A 19,561-nucleotide genomic window follows, 5' to 3' on the forward strand; every position below is an offset into this window, starting at 1 on the left:
ACATTGCAATACGATTTGTGGTCTTGTACGGTCGGGGCATGGCAGATGACGGTGCGACGTCGCACCCCTATCGGGAAGAAGCGCATGCGATCCACGCGCGGGACGTCACCTTCGACTTCTCGTCCGTACCCATGCACTACATCCCCGGCGAAGTACTGGCAACCCATGTCACGAATGTGATGCATCTGGTGCTGCCCGAGGGGGAGCGGGCGATGGCCCAATGCCTCGGCGAGGCGCTGCCGTACATCGATGACGAGCGCCTGCGCGAAGAGGTGACCGGATTCATCGGCCAGGAGTCGATGCACGCCAGCAGTCACGAGGGCGCGCGCAACCACCTCCAGTCCATCGGGCTGGACGTGGAATCGTATGTGTCCAAGGTCGCCTGGCTGGTCGACCGGGTGCTGGGCGATCACGGCCTGGTCGGCAAGGCCAAGGAGCAGTGGCTGCGCGAGCGGCTCGGCGTGTTCGCCGGCATGGAGCATTTCACCGCCGTCATCGGTGAGTGGCTGCTCGAATCGCAGGTGCTCGAGGATCTGGGCATGCACCCGACCATGCTGGATCTGGTGCGCTGGCACGGCGCCGAGGAGGTCGAGCACCGCAGCGTGGTGTTCGACGCGTACATGCACGTCGACGGCGGATACGCGCGCCGGTTCCGTACCGGCCTGCTGGCCAGCGGGCTGCTGCTGCCGCTGTTCATCTTCTCCACCGCGTACCTGTACCGCCGCGATCCGAGCCCGACCAAGGGCCGCTACTGGCTGCGGCAATTCGCCAGCGCCACCCGGCGCGGCGTGATCCCGAGCTTCACCACCTTCTTCACCGAGATGCCGCGGTATCTGGCCCGCGACTTCCATCCCTCGCAGCTGGGGTCGATGGACAACGCGCTGCGGTATCTGGCGCACTCCCCGGCGGCGCGCGGATGAGCGCCGCGGGATCGTCGGCGGGCGAAGCGGAATCGCAGGTGGGCCAGGCGGAATCGCATTCGGGCGGCGTCGCGGTGGCTGCGGCCGAGCGTCCGCGCAAGGTCGACATGTCCATGGTCGCGCTGCGCACGCTGGGCGTGGTGATGGACGTGTACAAGAAGGTCGTCACCGCGCCCTCGGCCTCGAAGCCGAATCCGGTGCGGCGCAGCGGCTTCGATCTGGACGTCCTGGTCGAATCCGTACGCGCCGAGGCCGACGACGTGGTGAGCGTCACGCTGGTCCGGCCCGGTGGCGCACCGCTGCCGTCGTGGCGGCCCGGCTCGCACATCGACATCTTCCTGCCCTCGGGGCGGCAGCGGCAGTACTCGCTGTGCGGCAGCCCGCGCGATCGGTTCCGTTATCGAATCGCCGTGCGGCGCATCGCCGATGGCGAGGGCGGCTCGCGGGAGGTGCACACCCTGCAAGCGGGTGAGCGGCTGCGGCTGCGCGGCCCGCGCAACGCGTTCACCTTCGTGGAATCCGCGCCGTCCTACCTGTTCGTGGCCGCGGGCATCGGCATCACGCCGATCCTGCCGATGGCGCACGCGGCCGGATCGCGTGGGCGGCTGGTGTATCTGGGCCGGTCCCGCGAGAGCATGCCGTTCCTGGACGAGCTGCCCGAGGGCGCGGAGGTCCGCACCGACGACGAGCACGGCATTCCCGATATCGCGGCCCTGCTCGCCGAGGCCGAACCCGGTGCGGCCGTGTACGTCTGCGGTCCGCCGCCCGTGCTGGAGGCCGCGCAGCGCCTGTTCGACCTGAATCCCCGGGCCTCGCTGCACACCGAACGTTTCTCGCCGCTGCCCGTCCTGGACGGCCGCGAATTCGATGTGACACTGGCACGTTCGGGGCGGACCGTGCGGGTCGGCGCGCAGGAGACCACGCTCGCGGCGATCCAGCGGGTCAAACCCGACGCGCTGTACTCCTGCCGCCAGGGTTTCTGCGGTACCTGCAAGTCCGGCGTGCTGTCCGGCGCGGTCGAGCACCGCGACCGCCTGCTGTCCGAGGCCGACCGCGCGGACCACATGCTGGTGTGCGTCTCCCGCTGCGACGGCCCCCTCGTCCTGGATCTGTAGATCATCCGAAAGGCTCTTGGCCACAATGACTCTCCGTTTTCCCCTGGCCGCCTCGGACGACACGTTCCTGGCGACCGCCGCCCGGCGCTACGTGCACACGGTCGACATACCGCGCGTCCGGAAGGACGTCTGGGACCTGCTGACCGCCGATGACGCGCTGGTGTCCTGGTCGGCGGTGATCACCGGATCGAAGTGGCTCTCGGCGCGGCCCTTCGGCATCGGCACGACCCGGCTGGTCACCCTCGGCGGCGCGGTGCGGCTCGAGGAGCGGTTCTACCGCTGGGACGAGGGTGAGCGGATGACGTTCACCGTCGACGCCGCCTCGATTCCCGGACTGCACCGGTTCGCCGAGGATCTGGTGCTGCGGCCCACCCCGCAGGGCACCCGGCTGACCTGGACCTTCGCCCTCGAGGGTAGATCGGTGCTGCAACCGCTGCTGGGCCTGGCGAGCCCGGTGAACAACATCGTGACCCGGACCATCGCCCAGGGCATCACGACCAAGGCGCAACAGGAGGCGGAGCAGTGAGCACCGAACAGCCGAGCACCGAACATCACCGGATCGTCATCCTGGGCGCGGGTTTCGGCGGGATCGGCCTGGCCGTGAAACTGCGCCAGGCCGGATTCGAGGATCTGGTCGTGCTCGAGCGGGCCGACGACCTGGGCGGCACCTGGCAGGCCAACACCTATCCGGGCTGCGCGTGCGATGTGCCCTCGCAGCTGTACAGCTATTCGTTCGCGCCGAACCCGAACTGGTCGCGCACCTACGGGCAGCAGCGCGAGATCCTGGAGTACATCCGTTCGGTGGCAACCGAATACGACGTCGTGCGGCACATCCGGCTGGGCACCGAACTGCTCGACGCGCGGTGGGACGAGCAGGCGTCGGTGTGGCGGATCCAGACCTCCAAGGGTGATCTCACGGCCGACTACTTCATTTCCGCCGCAGGCATTTTCGCGGAGGCGAAGTATCCGTCGGTGCCCGGGATCGAGAGTTTCGAGGGCAAGACCTTCCACTCGCTGCACTGGGATCACGAGCACGATCTGAGCGGCGAGCGCGTCGCGGTGATCGGCACCGGGGCCTCCGCGGTGCAGTTCATTCCGGAGATCGCGCCGAAGGTGCGGGCGCTCACGGTATTCCAGCGTTCCGCGCCGTGGATCGTGCCGCGGATGGATCGCGCGACGGCCGGTTTCGAACGGTATCTGCTGCGTCGGGTTCCGTTGGCGCAGAAGGCCGTTCGCGGCACCTGGTATTCGCTGATCGAGAGCTTCGGGCTGGTCGGGTTCGTGGACAACCGGTTCCGGCATCCGTTCGAGCTGATGGGCCGCTACCAGCTGCGCAAGCAGATCCGGGATATCGCGTTGCGGCGCAGGGTGACTCCGGACTACATCATCGGCTGCAAGCGGGCGATCTTCTCCGACGCCTACCTGCCCGCGCTGGACCGGGACAATGTCGAGGTCGTCACCGACGGCATCGCCGAGGTGCGCGCGCACTCCGTCGTGACCCGCGCCGGGGACGAGATCCCGGTGGACACCATCATCTACGGCACCGGCTTCACCTCGATTCCGACCGCGTTCGGCCGGATCGTCGGGCGCGAGGATCTGTCCATCGCGGATCTGTATCACAAACGGCCGCAGACCTATCTGGGCACCAGCATGGCCGGATTCCCGAACTTCTTCTGCACGCTCGGACCGTTCGGGGCGGCGGGGAACCAGTCCGCGATCTTCATGATCGAATCGCAGATCGCCTACATCGTGGACGCGCTGTCCACCGTGCGGGAGCGCGGGGCCTCGCGGGTCGAGGTGCGCCCGGAGGTGCAGGAGGCGTTCGTCGAGGAGATGCGCGAACGCAGCGCGGCCACGGTCTGGCTGACCGGTGGATGCCAGAGCTACTACACCACTCCCGAGGGCGGCAACGCGGGCCTGTATCCGAACTGGAGCTTCGAATACCGCCGCCGCACCAGCAAATTCGACGCCGACTCCTACGAGGTGGTCTGATGAAACTTCTGCGAGCCCTCGGTTTCGGTTCGGCCGGATACGACGTCGCGGGCAAGGTCGCGCTGGTCACCGGCGCGGGGCAGGGGATCGGCCTGGAGCTCGTGCGGATCCTGCACGCGCGCGGGGCGATCGTCGTGGTGGTCGACATCGACGCCGAGGCGGCGTTGCGGGTGGCGCGCGAATTGCGTACGCGCGCACTGTCGATCGGCGCGGACGTCGCGGATCGCGGGCAGATGGCGGACGCGGTCGCCCAGGTGATCGAGCAGTACGGCCGCCTCGACGTGGTCGTGGCCAATGCCGGTGTGACGCCGATGCCCTCGACCGTGCGGGCGATGGATCCGGCGGATTTCGACCGGGTGATGAGCATCAATCTGACCGGCGCGTTCAACACGGTGCATCCGGCGTTGGAGCACATCGTGCGGTCGCACGGGCATGTGGTGGTGGTGTCGTCCTGCGCGGCGTTCGCGCCGGGGATGGGCGGCTCGCCGTACATGATCAGCAAGGCCGCGGTCGAGCAGATGGGGCGGGCGTTGCGGGTGGAGCTGTCCGCGTCGGGCGCCAGCGCCGGGGTCGCGTACTTCGGCATCGTGGAGACCGCGATGACGCACGACATGCTCGACGCCGACGATCTGGGCCGCCGCATCGACGCACTGTTGCCCTGGCCCTTGAACATTCGCATCACCGCAACCCAGGCCGCTCGCACCGTCGCCGACAGTATCGGCCGTCGCGCCCCGCGCACGGTGGCCCCGGCCAGCTGGGAGCCGTACGCGCTGTTCCGCGGCGCGATCAACGTGGTGCTGGATGCCAAGCTGTCGGCGGATTCGACTGTGCACCAGCTGATTCACGATGTGGAAGCGCAGCGGAAGGCGCAGTCCGTCTCCGAGTGAGCCGATTGCGCTCGAGGGTGAGCGCGTTTTGTGGCAATGCTCGGCGAGCGTTGCGGGAGTACACGTGCGGCGTTCCGGTGCGCCGGAACGCGAACGGGTCGCAGGTCGGCCCGTGCTGCGTCGATGATCCAGATAGTTTGTCCCCGAAAGGTTTTCGTGTGAGTACACCTCGCTTCGCCACGCTTCCCGAAGCGTTCCAGTACACCGCCGCACGGGCTCCGGAGGCGGTGGCGTTGCGCACGCCCGGGGACGGGCAGACGCTGACCTGGGCCGAATACGCGCGGCGGGTGCGGGTGCTGGCGGCCGGGTTGGCCGGGATCGGGGTGCGGCCGGGCGACACCGTCGCGCTGATGATGTCGAATCGGCTCGAGTTCTATCCGCTGGAGGTCGCGGCGCAGCATCTGGGGGCGACGTCGTTCTCGGTGTACAACACGTTGCCGGTGGAGCAGCTGACGCACGTGCTGGGCAATGCCGGTGCGCGCGTGGTGATCTGCGAGCCGCAGTACGTGGATCGGCTGCGGGACAGCGGGATCGAGCTCGAGCACATCGTGTGCGTGGACGAGCCGGTCGAGGGGACGTTGTCGGTCGGCGATGTGATCGACGCGGGCGCGGCGGATTTCGACTTCGAGGCGGCCTGGCGGGCGGTGCGGGCCGAGGACGTGGCGACGCTGATCTACACCTCCGGCACCACCGGCAGCCCCAAGGGTGTGGAGACCACGCACGCGAACATCCTGTTCCAGGTGTACGGGATCGCCGAGGTGCTGGGTATCGAATTCGGTGACACCATCACCTCGTTCATGCCCAGCGCGCACATCGCCGACCGGCTCACCGGCCTGTACGTGCAGGAGGCGCTGGGCACCCAGGTCACCTGCGTGCCCGATCCGAAACTGATCGCGCCCGCGCTGGCCGATCTGCACCCGACCATCTGGGGTGCGGTGCCGCGGGTGTGGGAAAAGCTCAAGGCCGCAATCGAATTCAAGGTTTCGGGCGAGCCGGACGAGCAGCGGCGCGGCGCGATGGAGTGGGCGTTGTCGGTGGCGCGGCGGCGCAGTGCGTTCACCCTGGCCGGGGAGCCGGTGCCCGAGGACGTCGCCGCGGAATGGGCGCGCGCGGACGAGCTGGTGCTGAGCGGGTTGCGTGCGGCGCTCGGGCTGGACCGGGTGCGCTGGGCGATGTCGGGGGCCGCCCCGATTCCGCCCGATACGCTGGGATTCTTTGCCGGACTGGGCATTCCGGTGACGGAGATCTGGGGCATGTCGGAGCTGTCCTGCATCTGCAGCGTCAGCCACCCGCGCGACACCCGGCTCGGCACCGTCGGCCGGTTGCTGCCCGGCATGCAGGCGCGCACGGCCGCCGACGGCGAGTTGCAGGTGCGCGGCCCGCTGGTGATGAAGGGTTATCGCGGCCTGGCACAGCAGACCGCCGAGGCCGTCGACGCCGAGGGCTGGCTGTCCACCGGCGACATCATCACCGTCGACGCCGACGGCTACCTCACCATCGTGGACCGCAAGAAGGAACTGATCATCAACGCGGCGGGCAAGAACATGTCACCGGCCGTCATCGAGAACACCCTCAAATCCGGTAACCCGCTGATCGGCGCGATCGCCACCATCGGCGAGGGGCGTCCCTACAACACCGCCCTGATCGCGCTGGACGCCGAAGCCGCGGAATCCTATGCACGCCAACATGATCTGCCCGACGCCGCCGCGGCCACCCTGGCCGCCGACCCGTCGATCATCGAGGCCATCCGCACCGCCGTCGCCGCGGGCAACGAGCGCCTCGCCCGGGTGGAGCAGATCAAACGGTTCCGCATCATGCCCGTTTTCTGGGAGGCGGGCGGCGAGGAGATCACCCTGACGATGAAACTCAAGCGTCGGGTGGTCAACGAGAAGTACGCCAGCGATATCGAGGCCCTCTACACGCCCACACTCTCAACGGACGTCCACGAACCCGCCGCGACACCTGCCCTCGCGACGAGCTGACCTCCTGTGTCGCCGGGATCGCAGTTCGCACATGGGAATTCGCCGAATGCCAGCGTCGAATCGTTGTGTGGCCGTGGTAGACCGGCGGTCGAGGGGCAGATGTTGCCGCGACCGATGACCGACACGCGATGTGCCCACATGGTCACACCGCACGCTTACGACCACCGACCCTGGGCCGGTGGTCGTCGGGTGCTGTGCTCAGCCGAGTTCCGCCGCGGCGGCGCGCAGCAGTTCCTGCGAGTGGCCGGGCGGATCGGCCTGGATGCTGAGGCGGTCCATGACCTCTCGGTAGAGCTCGAGGTCGTCGGGGCGGTCGAGGTAGAGGGCGCTGGCCATCTGTTCGAGGTAGACGACATCGGGGATTTCCTGCTCGTTGAAGCGCAGGATCGAGAACGAGCCGCCGACCGCGGCGTGGCCGCCCGCGCGATAGGGCAGGATCTGGATGGTGATGTTGGTGCGGTGCGACATCTGCTCCAGGTAGATCAACTGTTCGCGCAGGATGTCGCGGCTGCCGACCGGGCGGTGCAGTACCGATTCGTCGAGAACCGCCCACAGGGTGGGTCCGTTGTGCAGATCCAGGATCTGCTGACGTCTTCGGCGTAGCTCGACACGTCTGTCGACCTCGCGCTCACCGTGGGCGAGCGAGACGACCGCGCGGGCGTACGCGTCGGTCTGCAAGAGGCCCGGAACCAGTTGTCCCTCATAGGTTCTGATCGATTTGGCATCGCCCTCGAGGCCGAGATAGTTCTCGAACCAGGACGGCAGCAGATCGCTGTAGCCGTGCCACCAGCCCTGCTCGTTGGCCATGGCGACCAGGTTCAGGAAGGATTCGCGCTGGGCGGGATCGGTGACGCCGTACAGCGTCAGCAGATCGTTGACGTCGCGGATCTTGTATCCAGTGCGCCCCAGTTCGAGTCGGCTGATCTTGGCGTGTGATCCGCGGATGTGCTCACCGGCGACCTGCGGGGTGATGTTGCGCGCCTCGCGTAGCTTGCGTAGCTGCCCGCCGACCATGATGCGCAGGGCGGTGGGACCGCGCTGCTCGAGGGGAGTGGTGACGAGGTCGATCCGGGCTTCTTCTGCCGTCATGAGGCTTTCTCCGCTGCTCTCCGATCACTGGCATACACCGCACCGGTACATGCGCAAGTGCGTGCCATCATCACCGCACCTGCCCATGGTAACGCCGAAAGGGGCGCGAAACCGAGCGTGGCGAGGAGAATATCCGACGTTTTGCTGTGACCCTGAGTAACTGTTGCATCGAATCCCCTCGGCATTCCCCTTGCGCCGCCGACCTTACCGGTCGGGTGCAGGTCCGCGCCACTGTGGCTGGTCCCAAGGGTTGTCCGGGCGGTCCGAGGTGGGTCGGCACAGTGGATCTGCTGGAGTATTGCCCAATAGCCCTGGGCGCGTTGATCTTCCCTTCCCGGTGGTGGGAGAACAACCGGATTTCAGTGCCCGACGGTCGAATTCAACCAACTGAGAACTACGTTCTGGTACATACCGGTATTGCGTGCGAGGTTCACCGAATGACCGCTGCCGGGCAGTACGAAGGTTTGTAGTCTCGCCGCCGGGGCGAAGTACGGAGCCTCCTCCGCTCGCAGTGTTGCCGAAGATGTGCAGGCGGAATAGCCCGCGCCGCAGGACAACCGGTCCAGGCTGCCGTCGACGATGAGCACCGGGACGTCGATCTCGCTCGACATGCCCGGCAGGGTCGACAGCAGCGAATCCGGATACTCGGTGAGCGAGAAGACCTCCTTGGTCCGCTCGTCACGGGCCACCACCGCGGGATCGGCGTCGCCGGGCGCGAAGAAGTCGTGCATGCGGGTGCCCGGCCGGGTGGTCAGGTATCCGGCGTCCAGGCCGCTGCCCGCGAACACCGGATCGTCCACCGCGCGATGGTAGGTGGAGATCACGCCGAGGGTTTCGGCGACGTTCAGCGCGTGCGAATAACCGGTCAGCACAACGGCATCCACGTCGTGGTACTTGCTGGCCTCCATCACCGAGGTGCCCGAACTGAGCGAATGCCCGGCCGTGACCACCCGGGCGAACGGCGCGGCTCCGGCCAGCCCGTGCCGCAGGCTCCGCACGATGTCGTGCAGCGGTTCGGAGGTGTTCGCGGCGTTGAGCGTCAGCGCGGGCGGATGCGAGCTCGAACCGTTGCCGAGCCGGTCCACCACCAGGGTCGCGTAACCGGCCCGGTTCATCGCCTCGCGGAAGTTGTAGATCTGCGGCTGATAGGCGAAATCCCAATAGGTTCCGTTGTAATTGGAGCCCGCCATCAGCACCAGCACAGTTGTCGCCGACGCCGGTGCGCACAGGGTCGCGCCGAGCCGGCCCTGCGGGATCGCGATGGAGAAGGAGCGGCACGGCGCGGGTCCGGTGTCGGCGCGGGCCACGCCCGCGAGTGCGCAGGACAGGGCGATCACAACGAATAGGGTCAGTGTCCGCACCGAGGCTCGCACGCGAGGAGCTCCCTGTCGTGAAATACGAGGAGCTCGGTGAGGGCGTCCCCGTGCATTGACGTGTCGAGTGGATCAGTCAGGCAGGCTATAGCGCCCGGGCACGACACGCAGGAAAATCGGGGCGGCTCACGGGAATCCGTGCCATTCCCAGAGGAAGTCGTCGGGGCGACCGGCGATCAGATCGGGGCGGGGGGCCGTGGCGACGGCGATGGCGGCGACCTCGCTGCCGAGTTCGCGGAGGAGTTTCTCCTCGGCGTGAATGACCGACAGCAGATCGGCGAGACGCTGGGTGTTCGGCATTCCGGAGCCCGGGGTGGGTGCGGCGTGCTGCATGTGACTCCTGGCGGGGGAGATGCGCTGGGGGCGTTCGAGGCGCGGAGCACGCTCGCGTCGACGGCGGCGGTGAGCATGCTGCTGGGTATGGTGTCACATTCCCGCGAGCTTTGCGAAAATTGTACCAGTGCAAGAACATTCGAGAATGCATCTGCACATCCAAGGCGGTGCGAGGCTGCTACCTGCCCTGGGAAAAGTCGCTGAACCGGTGTTATACCGCCCAGAGTTCCTCGTGCGGCAGGTCGGCCAGGCCGGTACGGAGATTGTCGTCGATGGAGACGTCGACGCCGTGTCGGCTCAGTTCGATGGCCACACGATGTGCCACCGAACGCTCGGCGCGGTAGTCCAACACCGCTCCCCCGAGTGGGAACCGCAACTGTAGATGAACCTTTTTCGCCATATCGCCGTAACCGCTGAATCCCTTGGGGCGCAACCTGAAACGTTGTTACTGTGAAATCACAGTGTAACAGCGGATGCAAGTACATATGCAATACCTGAGGGTAGGAAGTCGATCGAATGCGGTCGGGGTCACTACCTGGGTGGTGACCGAACCGTTGAGCAGCGACGGTGGGGTCTCGGCGGCTCGGCGGCGAATCGTGGGGTCTCGGAGGCTGATTCGGCTGTCGAGTGGCGGAATCATGGTTCCGGGTCGAAGCGTGACGCGATCGCCGGTTGCGCTAGCGGCTTGCTGTTCAGCAGGTTCGTCAGCACCACCGATATGACCGCGGTACCGATCGAGCTTGCGGTCTGATTCACGATGTTCATCAGCGTCGTGCCCCGCGCTACCCGCGCGTGGTGTGGTGGCTGGTTCGGTGGTCCCTTCGTGGAGGAGGTCGGTCAGTGTCCGAATCGCAGTGTGACCGAGTCGGATTCGGGGACGCTGCGGCAGGCCAGCACGACGCCGTCGGCGACTTCGGCCGGGGTGAGGGGTGTCATCGGATCCTCGTCCATGCGGACCGTGCCGGAACATACTGTGGCAATACAGGTTCCGCAGGAACCGCCGAGACAGGAGTAGGGCAGGTCCTCGCGGTGGGTGAGGGCCGCGTCGAGGATGTGGGAGCCCTGCGGCATGGTGAAGGTCAGGTCGTCGCCGTGGCCGGTGAGGGTTACCGTGCAGGGCGGTCGGTTCGGTTGTGGGGCTGCGGATTCCGGCTCGCGGGTGTGGAAACGTTCGAGGGCGATGCGGGCCGGATCGACGCCGTTGTCCAGGAGGGTTTCGCGGGCGGCGGTGAGGAGTTCGTCCGGGCCGCACAGGTACCAGTGGTCGGCGTCGAGTGCGGGGAGTTCGCGGATGTCGGTGCGGCCGTGGCGATATGCGATACCGGGTGTGGTCGGCGGGAGCGCGTCCGATGGCCGGGACAGGTGGTGGATGACGCGCAGGCGATCGGGAAACCGGGCGGTCAGTGTGGTGAGCAGCCCGTCGAGCATGATCGCGGTGTGGTCGCGGCTGCCGTAGTGCAGGGTGAAGCGGCTGTGCGGATCGGCCGCCAGCACCTCGGCGGCGATCGCGGCGATCGGGGTGATCCCGCTGCCCGCGGCGACGGCGGCATGGTGGCGGGGCCCGGCCGGATCGGTGCGCGCGGTGAACGTGCCCGCCGGTTCGCCGACGTGCAGAACCGTTCCGGCGGTGAGATTTTCGAGTGCGTACTCCGAGAAGAGGCCGCCGCGTCGACGTTTCACCGCGATGCGTAATCGGCGGGCGTCGGGAGTGTCGCAGAGGGAGTAGCTGCGCCGGATCGGATGGCCGTCGGCGGTGCCGCGGATGACGACGTGCTGTCCGGCCGCGTACTCGAAGCGGTCCGCGAGACGGTCCGGAATCTCGAATTCGATGAGCACGCTGTCGGGGGTGTCGCGTTCGATCGCGCGGACCACGAGCGGGTGGAACCCGTGCGCGGGAGTCTGCGGGATCGGGTCGAATCCATTGGTGCGCAACGGATATGTGGGCAGCGCGGCCTCGCGTAGCAGGTTCAGGCCGACCATCGCGCCGTTCGCGGCGATACGGGTCAGCAGGGGTGGGCGGGCCACGGTCAGCGGACTGTCCAGCAGGCCCGCGATACGCGAGATCTGCTGTCCCACAGTGGCATCCCGGGCGCCGATGGCCATCGCCGTGCGCGCGGCCAGACCCAGCAGCTGGATCGGGAGCTGACCCGTCGCGTCGACGTGCGGCATGGCGAGGTCGAACAGGCGGGTGATCAGCCACGGGTTGTCGATCACCCGCGCGGCGCGGCGGAAGAATCTGCGCGCGAGATCCCGATCGCCGCCGGCCAGCGCCTTGCGCAACTGCATCGCCTGCAACGCCGAGACCGACATGCCCTGGCCGAATGCCGGACTGAAACTGCACACCGCGTCGCCGAGCACGAGCAGGCCGTCGGGGAAACGGGTGAGTCGTTCGTAGCGGCGGCGTTGATTCGCCGGGTAGCGGTAGGTGCTGATGCCGGTCAGCGATTCGGCCGCGAGCAGGGCCCGCGCGACGTCCGGGGGCGCGACCGAGGCGGCGAAGCGCCAGAAGCCGTCCGGGTCGGTCGGGGGATGATCCGCGCCGTAGCCGATCAGGGTCAGGATGTGCTTGCCGTCCTCGACCGCGAACAACGCCAGGCCACGCGCGGGATCCTGGTTCGCGACGACGATCTCCTTGTCCCCGCCGAGCCGGGCGGCGGCATCGTCCGGCAGGCGGATGTAGCGGCTGGCGTACATCATGTCGATGCGCACGCCCTCCTCGTCGGGGCGCGGGTAGCCGAGGGTGTCGAGCCAGCCGAGGATCGGACCGTGGCGGCCGAGGCAGCTGACGACCAGGTCGGCGAACAGGTCGTAGGGGGCTTCCTGGTCGGGCTGCGCTTCGGGTTGGACGCGGACGCCGGTGACGCGGGTTCCGTCGGCGTCGGTCAGCAGGTGCAGCGCGGTGTGGCGGTCCCGGATCTCGACGTTCGGCAGGGCCCGGACCCGTTGTCGCACACGCCATTCCAGCAGCGGTCGGCTGGCCTGCAACAGGGAGTAGCCGGCGTCGGAGCGGGACAGCGTGTATCCGGCGATGCTCATCCGCATCTCGGTCAGCGAGCGGCACTGCACCGCGCCGTCGGCCAGCAGTTCGTCGGTGATGCCCGGAAACAGTTGCGCCAGAATGCGTTCGCCGCGCGCGAGCAGGGCGTGCACATGCCGGCCCTGCGGTACGCCGCGACGGTCGCCGGGCGCGCTCAGATCGTCGCGTTCGAGCACCGTCACCGTGGCGAAACTTTCGCTCAGCACGCGCGCGGTGAGCAGTCCGGCCATGCTCGCGCCGAGCACCACGGCATGGCCGCGTCGCGCCGAATGTGCCTGCCCGCGTGCGGTCATCGGTGTCCTCCGGCGTCGTGGTGGCGCGTTCGACGATGTGCGAGAACGCCGGTTACTGATACTTAACCGAAGAATAGTCTCAGTTAATTGGTTGTCGCAACCATTGTCTTCCGGTTGGCGCACGCCCGAGCGTGGCGTACAGGTAGAAAATGAGGCATGACCTCACCGACACGGTCCTCGGAAGCGCTGCACGACGCGGCGCTCGAGCTGATCGCCGAGAGCGGTCTGGGCGCTCTGACCATCGGCGGCGTCGCGGAACGCGCGGGCGTTTCGCGGGCGACGGCGTACCGCGAATTCGGCGACAAGGACGGCCTGCTGGGCACGATCGGCCGCGGCGAGGTGGTCAAGATGATCACCGCGGCCTACACCGCACTGGATCTGTTCGCCCCGCCCGGCCGAATCGTCCACGACGTCACCCTTTTCGCGCTCGGCTACCTGCGCAAGCACGCCGCCTTCGGCTACATCCGCGACCATGAACCGGCCTGGCTGATCAATGTCGCCATCGCCCACGGCAAATCCGAACTCAACCTTGTCGAAACCGTCGCCGCCCTGGCCGCCCCCCTGATCGCCGCCAAGGCCGACGACCACCTCGCTCTGACCCCCCTGCAAGCCGCCGAGGTGGTGGTCCGCATCGTCCTGTCCCACGTCCTGCTCGCGCACAGCAACCTCACCGACGAACAGGTCGCCGAAACCGCCACCCGCGCAGTCGGACTCCCCGTCGAACAGTAATCCGGGGCCTGATACTGATCTTATATTTCGTATCAGGTGAGTGCCGATCAAGCCACCGAGGCCGAATCGCTGCGGTATTTCGGTGAAGCGGTTGCCGCGTTCACCGGATCGGCACTGCCCGTCACCTTCGGCGATTGGCGACGAGCGGTCGACGGCCTGCTTGCGGTGACGGCCGAGCGCGAGATTCCGGTAGTGATCGATGAGTTCCCGTATCTGGTCAAGGCCACCCCGTCGTTGCCCTCGATCGTGCAGGCCGCGTTGGCTCCGCGCCGGGCCGAGCGGTTGCGATCACGAGGTCGGTTGTTGCTGTGCGGCTCCGCGCTGTCGTTCATGGGGTCACTGCTGTCCGGTGATGCTCCCCTGCGCGGCCGGGCGGGCCTGGAGTTGATCGTCCCCACACTGGACCATCGGCTCGCGGCGCAATTCTGGGAGATCGACGACCCTCGACTGGCCGTGCGGGTTCATGCGATCGTCGGCGGCACGCCCGCCTGTCGGCGCGAATTCGTGGAGGGCGATACCCCTTCCGGCCCAGCGGATTTCGACGACTGGGTCGGTCGGACCGTGCTCAATCCGTCGAGTCCGCTGTTCCGCGAGGCGCGGTATCTGCTCGGTGAGGAGCCGGGGCTGCGGGATCCGGGCCTGTATCACTCGGTGCTTTCCGCTGTGGTGCACGGGAATTCGACCAGCGGAGGAATTGCGTCCTTCGTCGGGCGCAAAGCGAGTGACATCGCCCATCCGCTGGACGCAGTACCGGTCGGCTCTGGCAGCGCCGCGCCGACCGCTTCACCGCCAATGTTCTCGGGCCGCATTTCGAGCAGATCTGCCGGGATTGGGTGGCCGGATATGCGCCACCCGAGGTGTTCGGTGGATATCCGGGCACGGTCGGTAGCGGGGTGGTCAATGATTCCGCCAACCGGACACAGCACGAGGTCGACGTGGTCGTATTCGGTGACGGCCCCGACGGTGGTGAGGCGTTGCTGTGCGGCGGAATCGGCAGAGGATGTGGTGCTGATCGGGTTGGACGATATCTATCGCCACTGAGTTCGTTCAGCTAACTATTCGCAATGGTTTGCCGGGGGAATTCGGACAAAACGGTGGGCACCGACCGGATGGTCGGCGCCCACCGTTTCACTGTGTGCGACTCAGGCGCGGTTCACCGAGGTGCTGTTGTCGGCAAACGAGTAGCTGATCGAGCCGTGCTCGAAGTTGCTGACCTTGCCGCCCTCGATGTCCTGCTCGTCGGAGGTCGGGAAGCCGAGCGGGCCGCCCGCGCCGCCCTCGGCCTCCCAGGCCTTGCGGATCTCGCCGTAGACGGTGAAGGTACCGGTCGCGAGGTTGAAATAGATGACGCCGCCGGTGAATTCCTGGTACTTGCCGCCGTTGGGGGCGTCCTGCTCGTCGGAGGTCGGCTCACCCAAGGGGCTCGACGCGCCGCCGGCTTCGTTGTAGTGGTCGCCGATCGTTCCCTTGACTTCGAATCCCATTCGACTGGTTCCTTCCGTGCAGATCCGTACGTAGTGGCAAACGCCGAGCATCACGCTAGCGCACGTTCAACGATTCCGGGTGGCGAGTCATGCATCGATCAGCATCCGTACACGCCATGTTCGCTCAGGGCGGATCGTCTCGGTTTCGGGCTCTTCGGAACCTCGCGAGCTATCTACCAGCGTCGTCGCGGACGTCGCGCTCCCGCGCGGTATTCGAATCCGCTCGCCGGGCCGGACCGATCCGTAATGGACTTGTTATCCAATCCCGTTGGTCGGCACGGTGTTTCCGGCGCTCGGCGTGGCGGGTCTGAGCCGTGGTCCGACGGGCGCCCGAATGTGCTTGCGTAGCGGTCGATCCGGACATTCGTCGGAAACCGGCCGTGGCGGTGTCGCGGTGGCTCGTTGATCGGGCTGAAAACAGCTGTACGACAACACTTTCGGTGCAGGCGGACTACCGGTGTGGCTCCTGGAAACCGCCGATCTCCTGTTCGAGCAACTCGGCCAGGCGCAGCGGGGTGCGGTCCTCGAACATCGGGCCGATGAGCTGGACGCCGACCGGGAGGCCCTCGGGAGACAGGCCGGTGGGGATGGCGGTGGCGGGCAGACCGGGCATGGTCGCCACGCCCGGCCAGACGAGTTGATCGCCGAACGGGTGTGCGCTGCCGTCGATATCGATCCGGCGGGTGCGGATATCGAAGTCGTGGTCGTGCGGAAACGCCGGGGTCGGGGTGATCGGACAGACCACGGCGTCGAATGCGCCGAACACCTCACGCCAGCCCTGACGGTGCCGCGTGCGCCGGGCGTCGGCGGCCATCCAGTCGCGATGGCTGAATACCGCGCCGCGCAAGCGTTCCGCGTCCACCCCGCGACCGTCGGGATCCAGTTTCGCGGCGTGCTCGCGCATCGCGTCGTATGCCTGCTCGGGGAATTCGGCGGCGAGATTCGACATCAGCAGTTGGAGGTAGAGCACTCCGGCTTCGGCCAGATCGGGCAGCAGCGGACTGTGTCGTTCGACCCGCGCTCCGGCGGCGACGAGCGCGTCGGCGACCCGATTCACCCCGGCCCGCACCGCATTTCCGGTCGGGATGAGCGGATGGTCCTCGATGATCAGGACGCGGAAGTCGCCGAGACGCTCGTGTCGCGCGTGCGGTAGCTCGAGCCGGTAGGCGATGCCGTGCGTGAGCGGATCGGGCCCGGCCATCACATCCAGCAGCAGCGACAGATCGCGGGCGGAGCGCGCCATCGGCCCGACGACGGCCAGATCGCGATCCGACGGCAGGGCCGGTGCGGGCGGCGGGACGTGCCCGCGCACCGACGCCAGCCCGAAACTCGGCTTGTGCGAATAGATTCCGCAGAAGTGCGCCGGCACACGCAGCGACCCCGCGATGTCCGAGCCGATGGACAACGCGCCGAATCCGCTGGCCAGCGCCGCCGCCGAACCGCCGGAGGACCCGCCCGGCGTGCGGGTGAGATCCCACGGATTGCTCGTGGCGCCGTAGATCTCGTTGTAACTCTGGATATCTCCGAGCATGAACGGCACATTGGTCTTGCCCAGAATCACCGCGCCCGCCGCCTCGACCCGAGCCACCTGCACCGCGTCGTCGGCGGGACGGAAATCCGCGAATTGCGGCATCCCCCAGGTCGTGGGGAATCCGGCGATGTTGTAGGACTCCTTGACCGTCAACGGAATTCCGAGCAGCGGCCGATCCTCACCCCGGGCCCGCGCCATATCCGCCTCGCGCGCGGCCTCCCGGGCCCGCTCGAAAGTGGGCACGCAGATCGCGTTGATCGCCGTGTCGTCCCGCTCGATGCGCGCGATCGCCTCGTCGGTCAATTCCGACGAGGTCACCTCACCGGCGCGCAGTGCGGTAACGAGTTCTTCGGCCGTCCGGAAGCTCCAGTCCACCGGATCGAGCGTACCCGTCGGTCGTGGTCGGACAGGTCAGTCGAGTGGACGCAATGTCGGGCGTTTGGCGATGCGACCGTCGCCGGTGGACGTGCCGCGCAGTCGACGCCACAACCAGGGGCGGACGGTGGCCGCGACCCAAGCGAGTTCGCCGAAAATGTCACCGGCGCGGTGCTTTTCGGTATTCGGCGGAGGTACGGTCCAGCTGTCGTCGGCGTCGTCGAGGCTCAGGGCTTGCGCCGCTGCCAGGGCGAATCGGTGGTGGCCTTCGGGGGAGCCGTGTAATCGGTCCGGGCTCCACATGCGCAGGTCGGCCATCGACGGGGCTCCGAACAGGTCGACCAAGTGCAGATCATATCTGTTGGCGCACAGTCGAATTCGTTCATTGATCAGATCGATGCGGGGGCCGATGAGGCGGGCGGCGAGCGGGACGATGCGACGGGCGTCCGGGAAGGTCGTGGTGACCACCGTCGCGCCGGTGGCCCTGAGCTTCGCGTACAGCTCCTCCAGAACATCCAGTGCCGCAACGAAATCGGAGCCGGGCGCGGTCACGTCGTTCATCCCCGCACAGATGCCGACCAGATCGGGCCGCATGGCCAGCGCCGCGTCCAGCTGTTCGTCGCGGATCTCGGCGACGCGGCGGCCGCGGACCGCGAGGTTGGCGTATCCGATCGCCGGATTGTCCCGCGCCAGCCGCTCGGCGAAGCGGTCCGCCCAGCCTCGCACACCGGTGTCGTCGGCCCCGTCCCACAGGCCCTCGGTCTGACTGTCTCCCATGGCGACGAACCGCTCGAATCGGGGTGCGGGTGGCATCGGGCAGACCTCCGGAAGTGAAACAGCAGTGCTCAACACGCTACTCCGCACCCTTCCCGAGCTCATCCGAGCCCGGGATCGACGCTGTTGCTATGCGCGGTCGCGCTGCGCCGGGCTCAAGGCGTCGGGCACGTAGTAACGGTTGTAGAAATCCTCGTCGAGATTGGCGGCCTGATATGCCAGAACGGTCCGGAAAGGTCCGTTGTCGGCGGGGACGCGACCGTATCGGTTGTGCAGATATTCGAGGTACGCGATCGTCGCGGCAATGGCGTTGTCGGAGACCTTCGGAATATCGTTCTGAACGGCCCCGCCGTCGTGCCAGCTGCTCTGCGCGCCACCGTCGCGCAGGGTGCCGCTGCCGGGTGCGTATTTGAAATCGACGAATGCCAGCACCGCCTCTTCCATATTCCGGTAATAGGGCGGGCAGTACGGCCGCAGCAGCGGTTTCCCCTGGTGCTCGAATCCGACGGCGGTCGGCATCGGCATATCGCGACCGGTCAGCGACATGGCCGCGGCCATCAGCGGATTGGCGCCGATGGTGCGGGAGAGGCGCAGGTTCCGCATCCGGAAGCCGAGTTCCTGATACCAGACGAACGGATGCGCCGCGAAATGCGGGAATCCGCCGAGACCCAGCGCCTGGGTCATCAACCCGAGATTCTGTAGCATCGCGCCCTGTTCGATGGCGGCGAATTCACGCAGCCAGGTGTCCAGGAATCCGGCGGTGACCACACGGCCCGCCGAGAGATCATCGTTCAGGTGGCCGCCGCGTGAACGCGCGAATTTCGCCAGACCGGCGGGCTGGAAACGGTTGCGTTCGTCCAGGACGTAGAAACCGAAATCGTCCTCGAACGCCGACAGCAGCAGATTGATCATCAATGCGGTGAGTTCGGCGACCGGCAGGAAATAGGTGGTCCCCGGCACGTTCGTCGAATACTGGTTGAACGGCGGTACGAACGGCACCTCGCGCGGCACGTCGACGCGCCGATCGCTGACCCGCACCCGGACGCGGTCGTAGAGCGGGCGCAGTTCGCGGCCGTGCGCGAGCCGGATCAACTCCGGGATCTCGGCGCGATCCAGATCCTGCGGCCGGCGCACCAGTGAGACGCCCTCGTCGTTGATCACGAACAGCGAAACGCTGTGGATGCCGTCGCCGCTGGCGATGGTGCGGCCCACGAGTTGCGCGATGATGTTGCCGCCGCCCGCGCCCGGCCGATCACCCTCCTGGTACGGCATCTCGGCCAGCGTGTGTCCGGTGATGCCGCAGGCCGCGAAGGCCAGGGCGGCTTCCTCGTCGGTGGTCAGCGGTCGCGGCGCCGCGGTGCTGCGGTAGCTGAGCGGGCCGCCGCTGATCTCCATACCCGGTGCGAATCGGCGGGAACGCCGCCAGAGTAGGGCGTCCATGAGCGAATAGCCGGACAACCGCGCGTTGATGTCCAGGGTTGTCCGCCCGGTCCGATCCGTGCCGAGTGTCATGCCGAGCCTCTCCCGAAATCTGCTGCTGGAGAGGAATTTAGTGAGGTGTGGAACGCATTCGGTTAACACCGGGTCACCGCTTGTGAACTTTCCGATGATGTTTGCTGCGCTGTCGCGGATCGACCCGTCTCGAAA

Annotated in this window: 17 protein-coding genes; 8 read left to right on the forward strand and 9 right to left on the reverse strand. The window is 67.3% G+C overall.

All coding sequences use genetic code 11. The annotated features are described in order from the left end of the window. Window positions 1–38: 38 nt before the first annotated feature. The 6 genes from NRB20_RS06960 to fadD11 all read left to right on the forward strand — a co-directional run bounded on the left by NRB20_RS06960 (window position 39) and on the right by fadD11 (window position 6,896). The gene (locus NRB20_RS06960) at window positions 39–920 is read left to right on the forward strand and encodes a metal-dependent hydrolase (RefSeq protein WP_153408489.1); all 882 of its coding nucleotides are present in this window, start codon (window positions 39–41) and stop codon (window positions 918–920) included. 107 nt (window positions 921–1,027) lie between these two features. Further along, window positions 1,028–2,035, forward strand: coding sequence for a PDR/VanB family oxidoreductase (locus NRB20_RS06965; RefSeq protein ID WP_153408840.1), 1,008 nt, complete (start codon window positions 1,028–1,030; stop codon window positions 2,033–2,035). Window positions 2,036–2,060: 25 nt separating this feature from the next. Further along, window positions 2,061–2,561 (forward strand): SRPBCC family protein, encoded by a 501-nt coding sequence (locus tag NRB20_RS06970; RefSeq protein WP_153408491.1) that lies wholly within the window; start codon window positions 2,061–2,063, stop codon window positions 2,559–2,561. Next, a complete protein-coding gene (locus NRB20_RS06975) occupies window positions 2,558–4,027 on the forward strand; it encodes a flavin-containing monooxygenase (protein WP_319944570.1) in 1,470 nt (489 codons plus the stop codon). Before NRB20_RS06970 ends, NRB20_RS06975 begins: the two co-directional genes overlap by 4 nt. Further along, window positions 4,027–4,914 (forward strand): short-chain dehydrogenase/reductase, encoded by an 888-nt coding sequence (locus tag NRB20_RS06980; protein ID WP_153408493.1) that lies wholly within the window; start codon window positions 4,027–4,029, stop codon window positions 4,912–4,914. Before NRB20_RS06975 ends, NRB20_RS06980 begins: the two co-directional genes overlap by 1 nt. Window positions 4,915–5,072: 158 nt before the next feature. Beyond that, window positions 5,073–6,896 (forward strand): fatty acid--CoA ligase FadD11, encoded by a 1,824-nt coding sequence (gene fadD11, locus NRB20_RS06985; RefSeq protein WP_319944571.1) that lies wholly within the window; start codon window positions 5,073–5,075, stop codon window positions 6,894–6,896. Between the two features lie 198 nt (window positions 6,897–7,094). Here fadD11 and NRB20_RS06990 read toward each other — a convergent pair whose 3' ends face one another. The 5 genes from NRB20_RS06990 to NRB20_RS07010 all read right to left on the reverse strand — a co-directional run bounded on the left by NRB20_RS06990 (window position 7,095) and on the right by NRB20_RS07010 (window position 13,021). Further along, on the reverse strand, window positions 7,095–7,985 hold the full coding sequence (locus NRB20_RS06990; RefSeq protein WP_153408497.1) for a helix-turn-helix domain-containing protein: 891 nt from the start codon (window positions 7,983–7,985) through the stop codon (window positions 7,095–7,097). 359 nt (window positions 7,986–8,344) lie between these two features. Further along, the gene (locus NRB20_RS06995; protein WP_319944572.1) at window positions 8,345–9,322 is read right to left on the reverse strand and encodes an alpha/beta hydrolase; all 978 of its coding nucleotides are present in this window, start codon (window positions 9,320–9,322) and stop codon (window positions 8,345–8,347) included. Between the two features lie 162 nt (window positions 9,323–9,484). Next, window positions 9,485–9,691 carry a hypothetical protein gene (locus NRB20_RS07000; RefSeq protein ID WP_153408499.1) on the reverse strand — a complete coding sequence of 69 codons (207 nt, stop codon included), beginning with the start codon at window positions 9,689–9,691 and terminating at the stop codon, window positions 9,485–9,487. Between the two features lie 211 nt (window positions 9,692–9,902). Beyond that, complete coding sequence (locus NRB20_RS07005) at window positions 9,903–10,124, reverse strand: hypothetical protein (RefSeq protein WP_153408501.1); 222 nt, start codon at window positions 10,122–10,124, stop codon at window positions 9,903–9,905. 404 nt (window positions 10,125–10,528) lie between these two features. Then, on the reverse strand, window positions 10,529–13,021 hold the full coding sequence (locus NRB20_RS07010; protein ID WP_153408503.1) for a 2Fe-2S iron-sulfur cluster-binding protein: 2,493 nt from the start codon (window positions 13,019–13,021) through the stop codon (window positions 10,529–10,531). A gap of 156 nt (window positions 13,022–13,177) precedes the next feature. Between NRB20_RS07010 and NRB20_RS07015 the strand changes: the two genes are divergently transcribed. Together NRB20_RS07015 and NRB20_RS07020 are read left to right on the forward strand one after the other, a co-directional pair. Continuing rightward, window positions 13,178–13,750: a TetR/AcrR family transcriptional regulator gene (locus NRB20_RS07015; protein ID WP_153408505.1), complete on the forward strand. Its 573-nt coding sequence runs from the start codon at window positions 13,178–13,180 to the stop codon at window positions 13,748–13,750. 36 nt (window positions 13,751–13,786) lie between these two features. Beyond that, window positions 13,787–14,791, forward strand: coding sequence for an AAA family ATPase (locus NRB20_RS07020; RefSeq protein ID WP_153408508.1), 1,005 nt, complete (start codon window positions 13,787–13,789; stop codon window positions 14,789–14,791). A gap of 101 nt (window positions 14,792–14,892) precedes the next feature. Here the strand turns inward: NRB20_RS07020 and NRB20_RS07025 are convergent, their stop codons facing one another. The 4 genes from NRB20_RS07025 to NRB20_RS07040 all read right to left on the reverse strand — a co-directional run bounded on the left by NRB20_RS07025 (window position 14,893) and on the right by NRB20_RS07040 (window position 19,426). After that, window positions 14,893–15,234, reverse strand: a complete 342-nt coding sequence (locus NRB20_RS07025) for an LGFP repeat-containing protein (RefSeq protein ID WP_227833240.1) — start codon at window positions 15,232–15,234, stop codon at window positions 14,893–14,895. A gap of 451 nt (window positions 15,235–15,685) precedes the next feature. Then, entirely contained in the window at window positions 15,686–17,140 is a 1,455-nt protein-coding gene (locus tag NRB20_RS07030; RefSeq protein ID WP_319944573.1) for an amidase, read from the reverse strand. A gap of 36 nt (window positions 17,141–17,176) precedes the next feature. Beyond that, on the reverse strand, window positions 17,177–17,989 hold the full coding sequence (locus NRB20_RS07035) for an SGNH/GDSL hydrolase family protein (protein ID WP_319944574.1): 813 nt from the start codon (window positions 17,987–17,989) through the stop codon (window positions 17,177–17,179). Window positions 17,990–18,043: 54 nt separating this feature from the next. Continuing rightward, window positions 18,044–19,426, reverse strand: coding sequence for a hypothetical protein (locus tag NRB20_RS07040; RefSeq protein WP_153408510.1), 1,383 nt, complete (start codon window positions 19,424–19,426; stop codon window positions 18,044–18,046). Window positions 19,427–19,561: the final 135 nt, after the last annotated feature.

The organism is Nocardia macrotermitis, assembly GCF_009604405.1.
Taxonomy (GTDB): Bacteria; Actinomycetota; Actinomycetes; order Mycobacteriales; family Mycobacteriaceae; genus Nocardia; species Nocardia macrotermitis.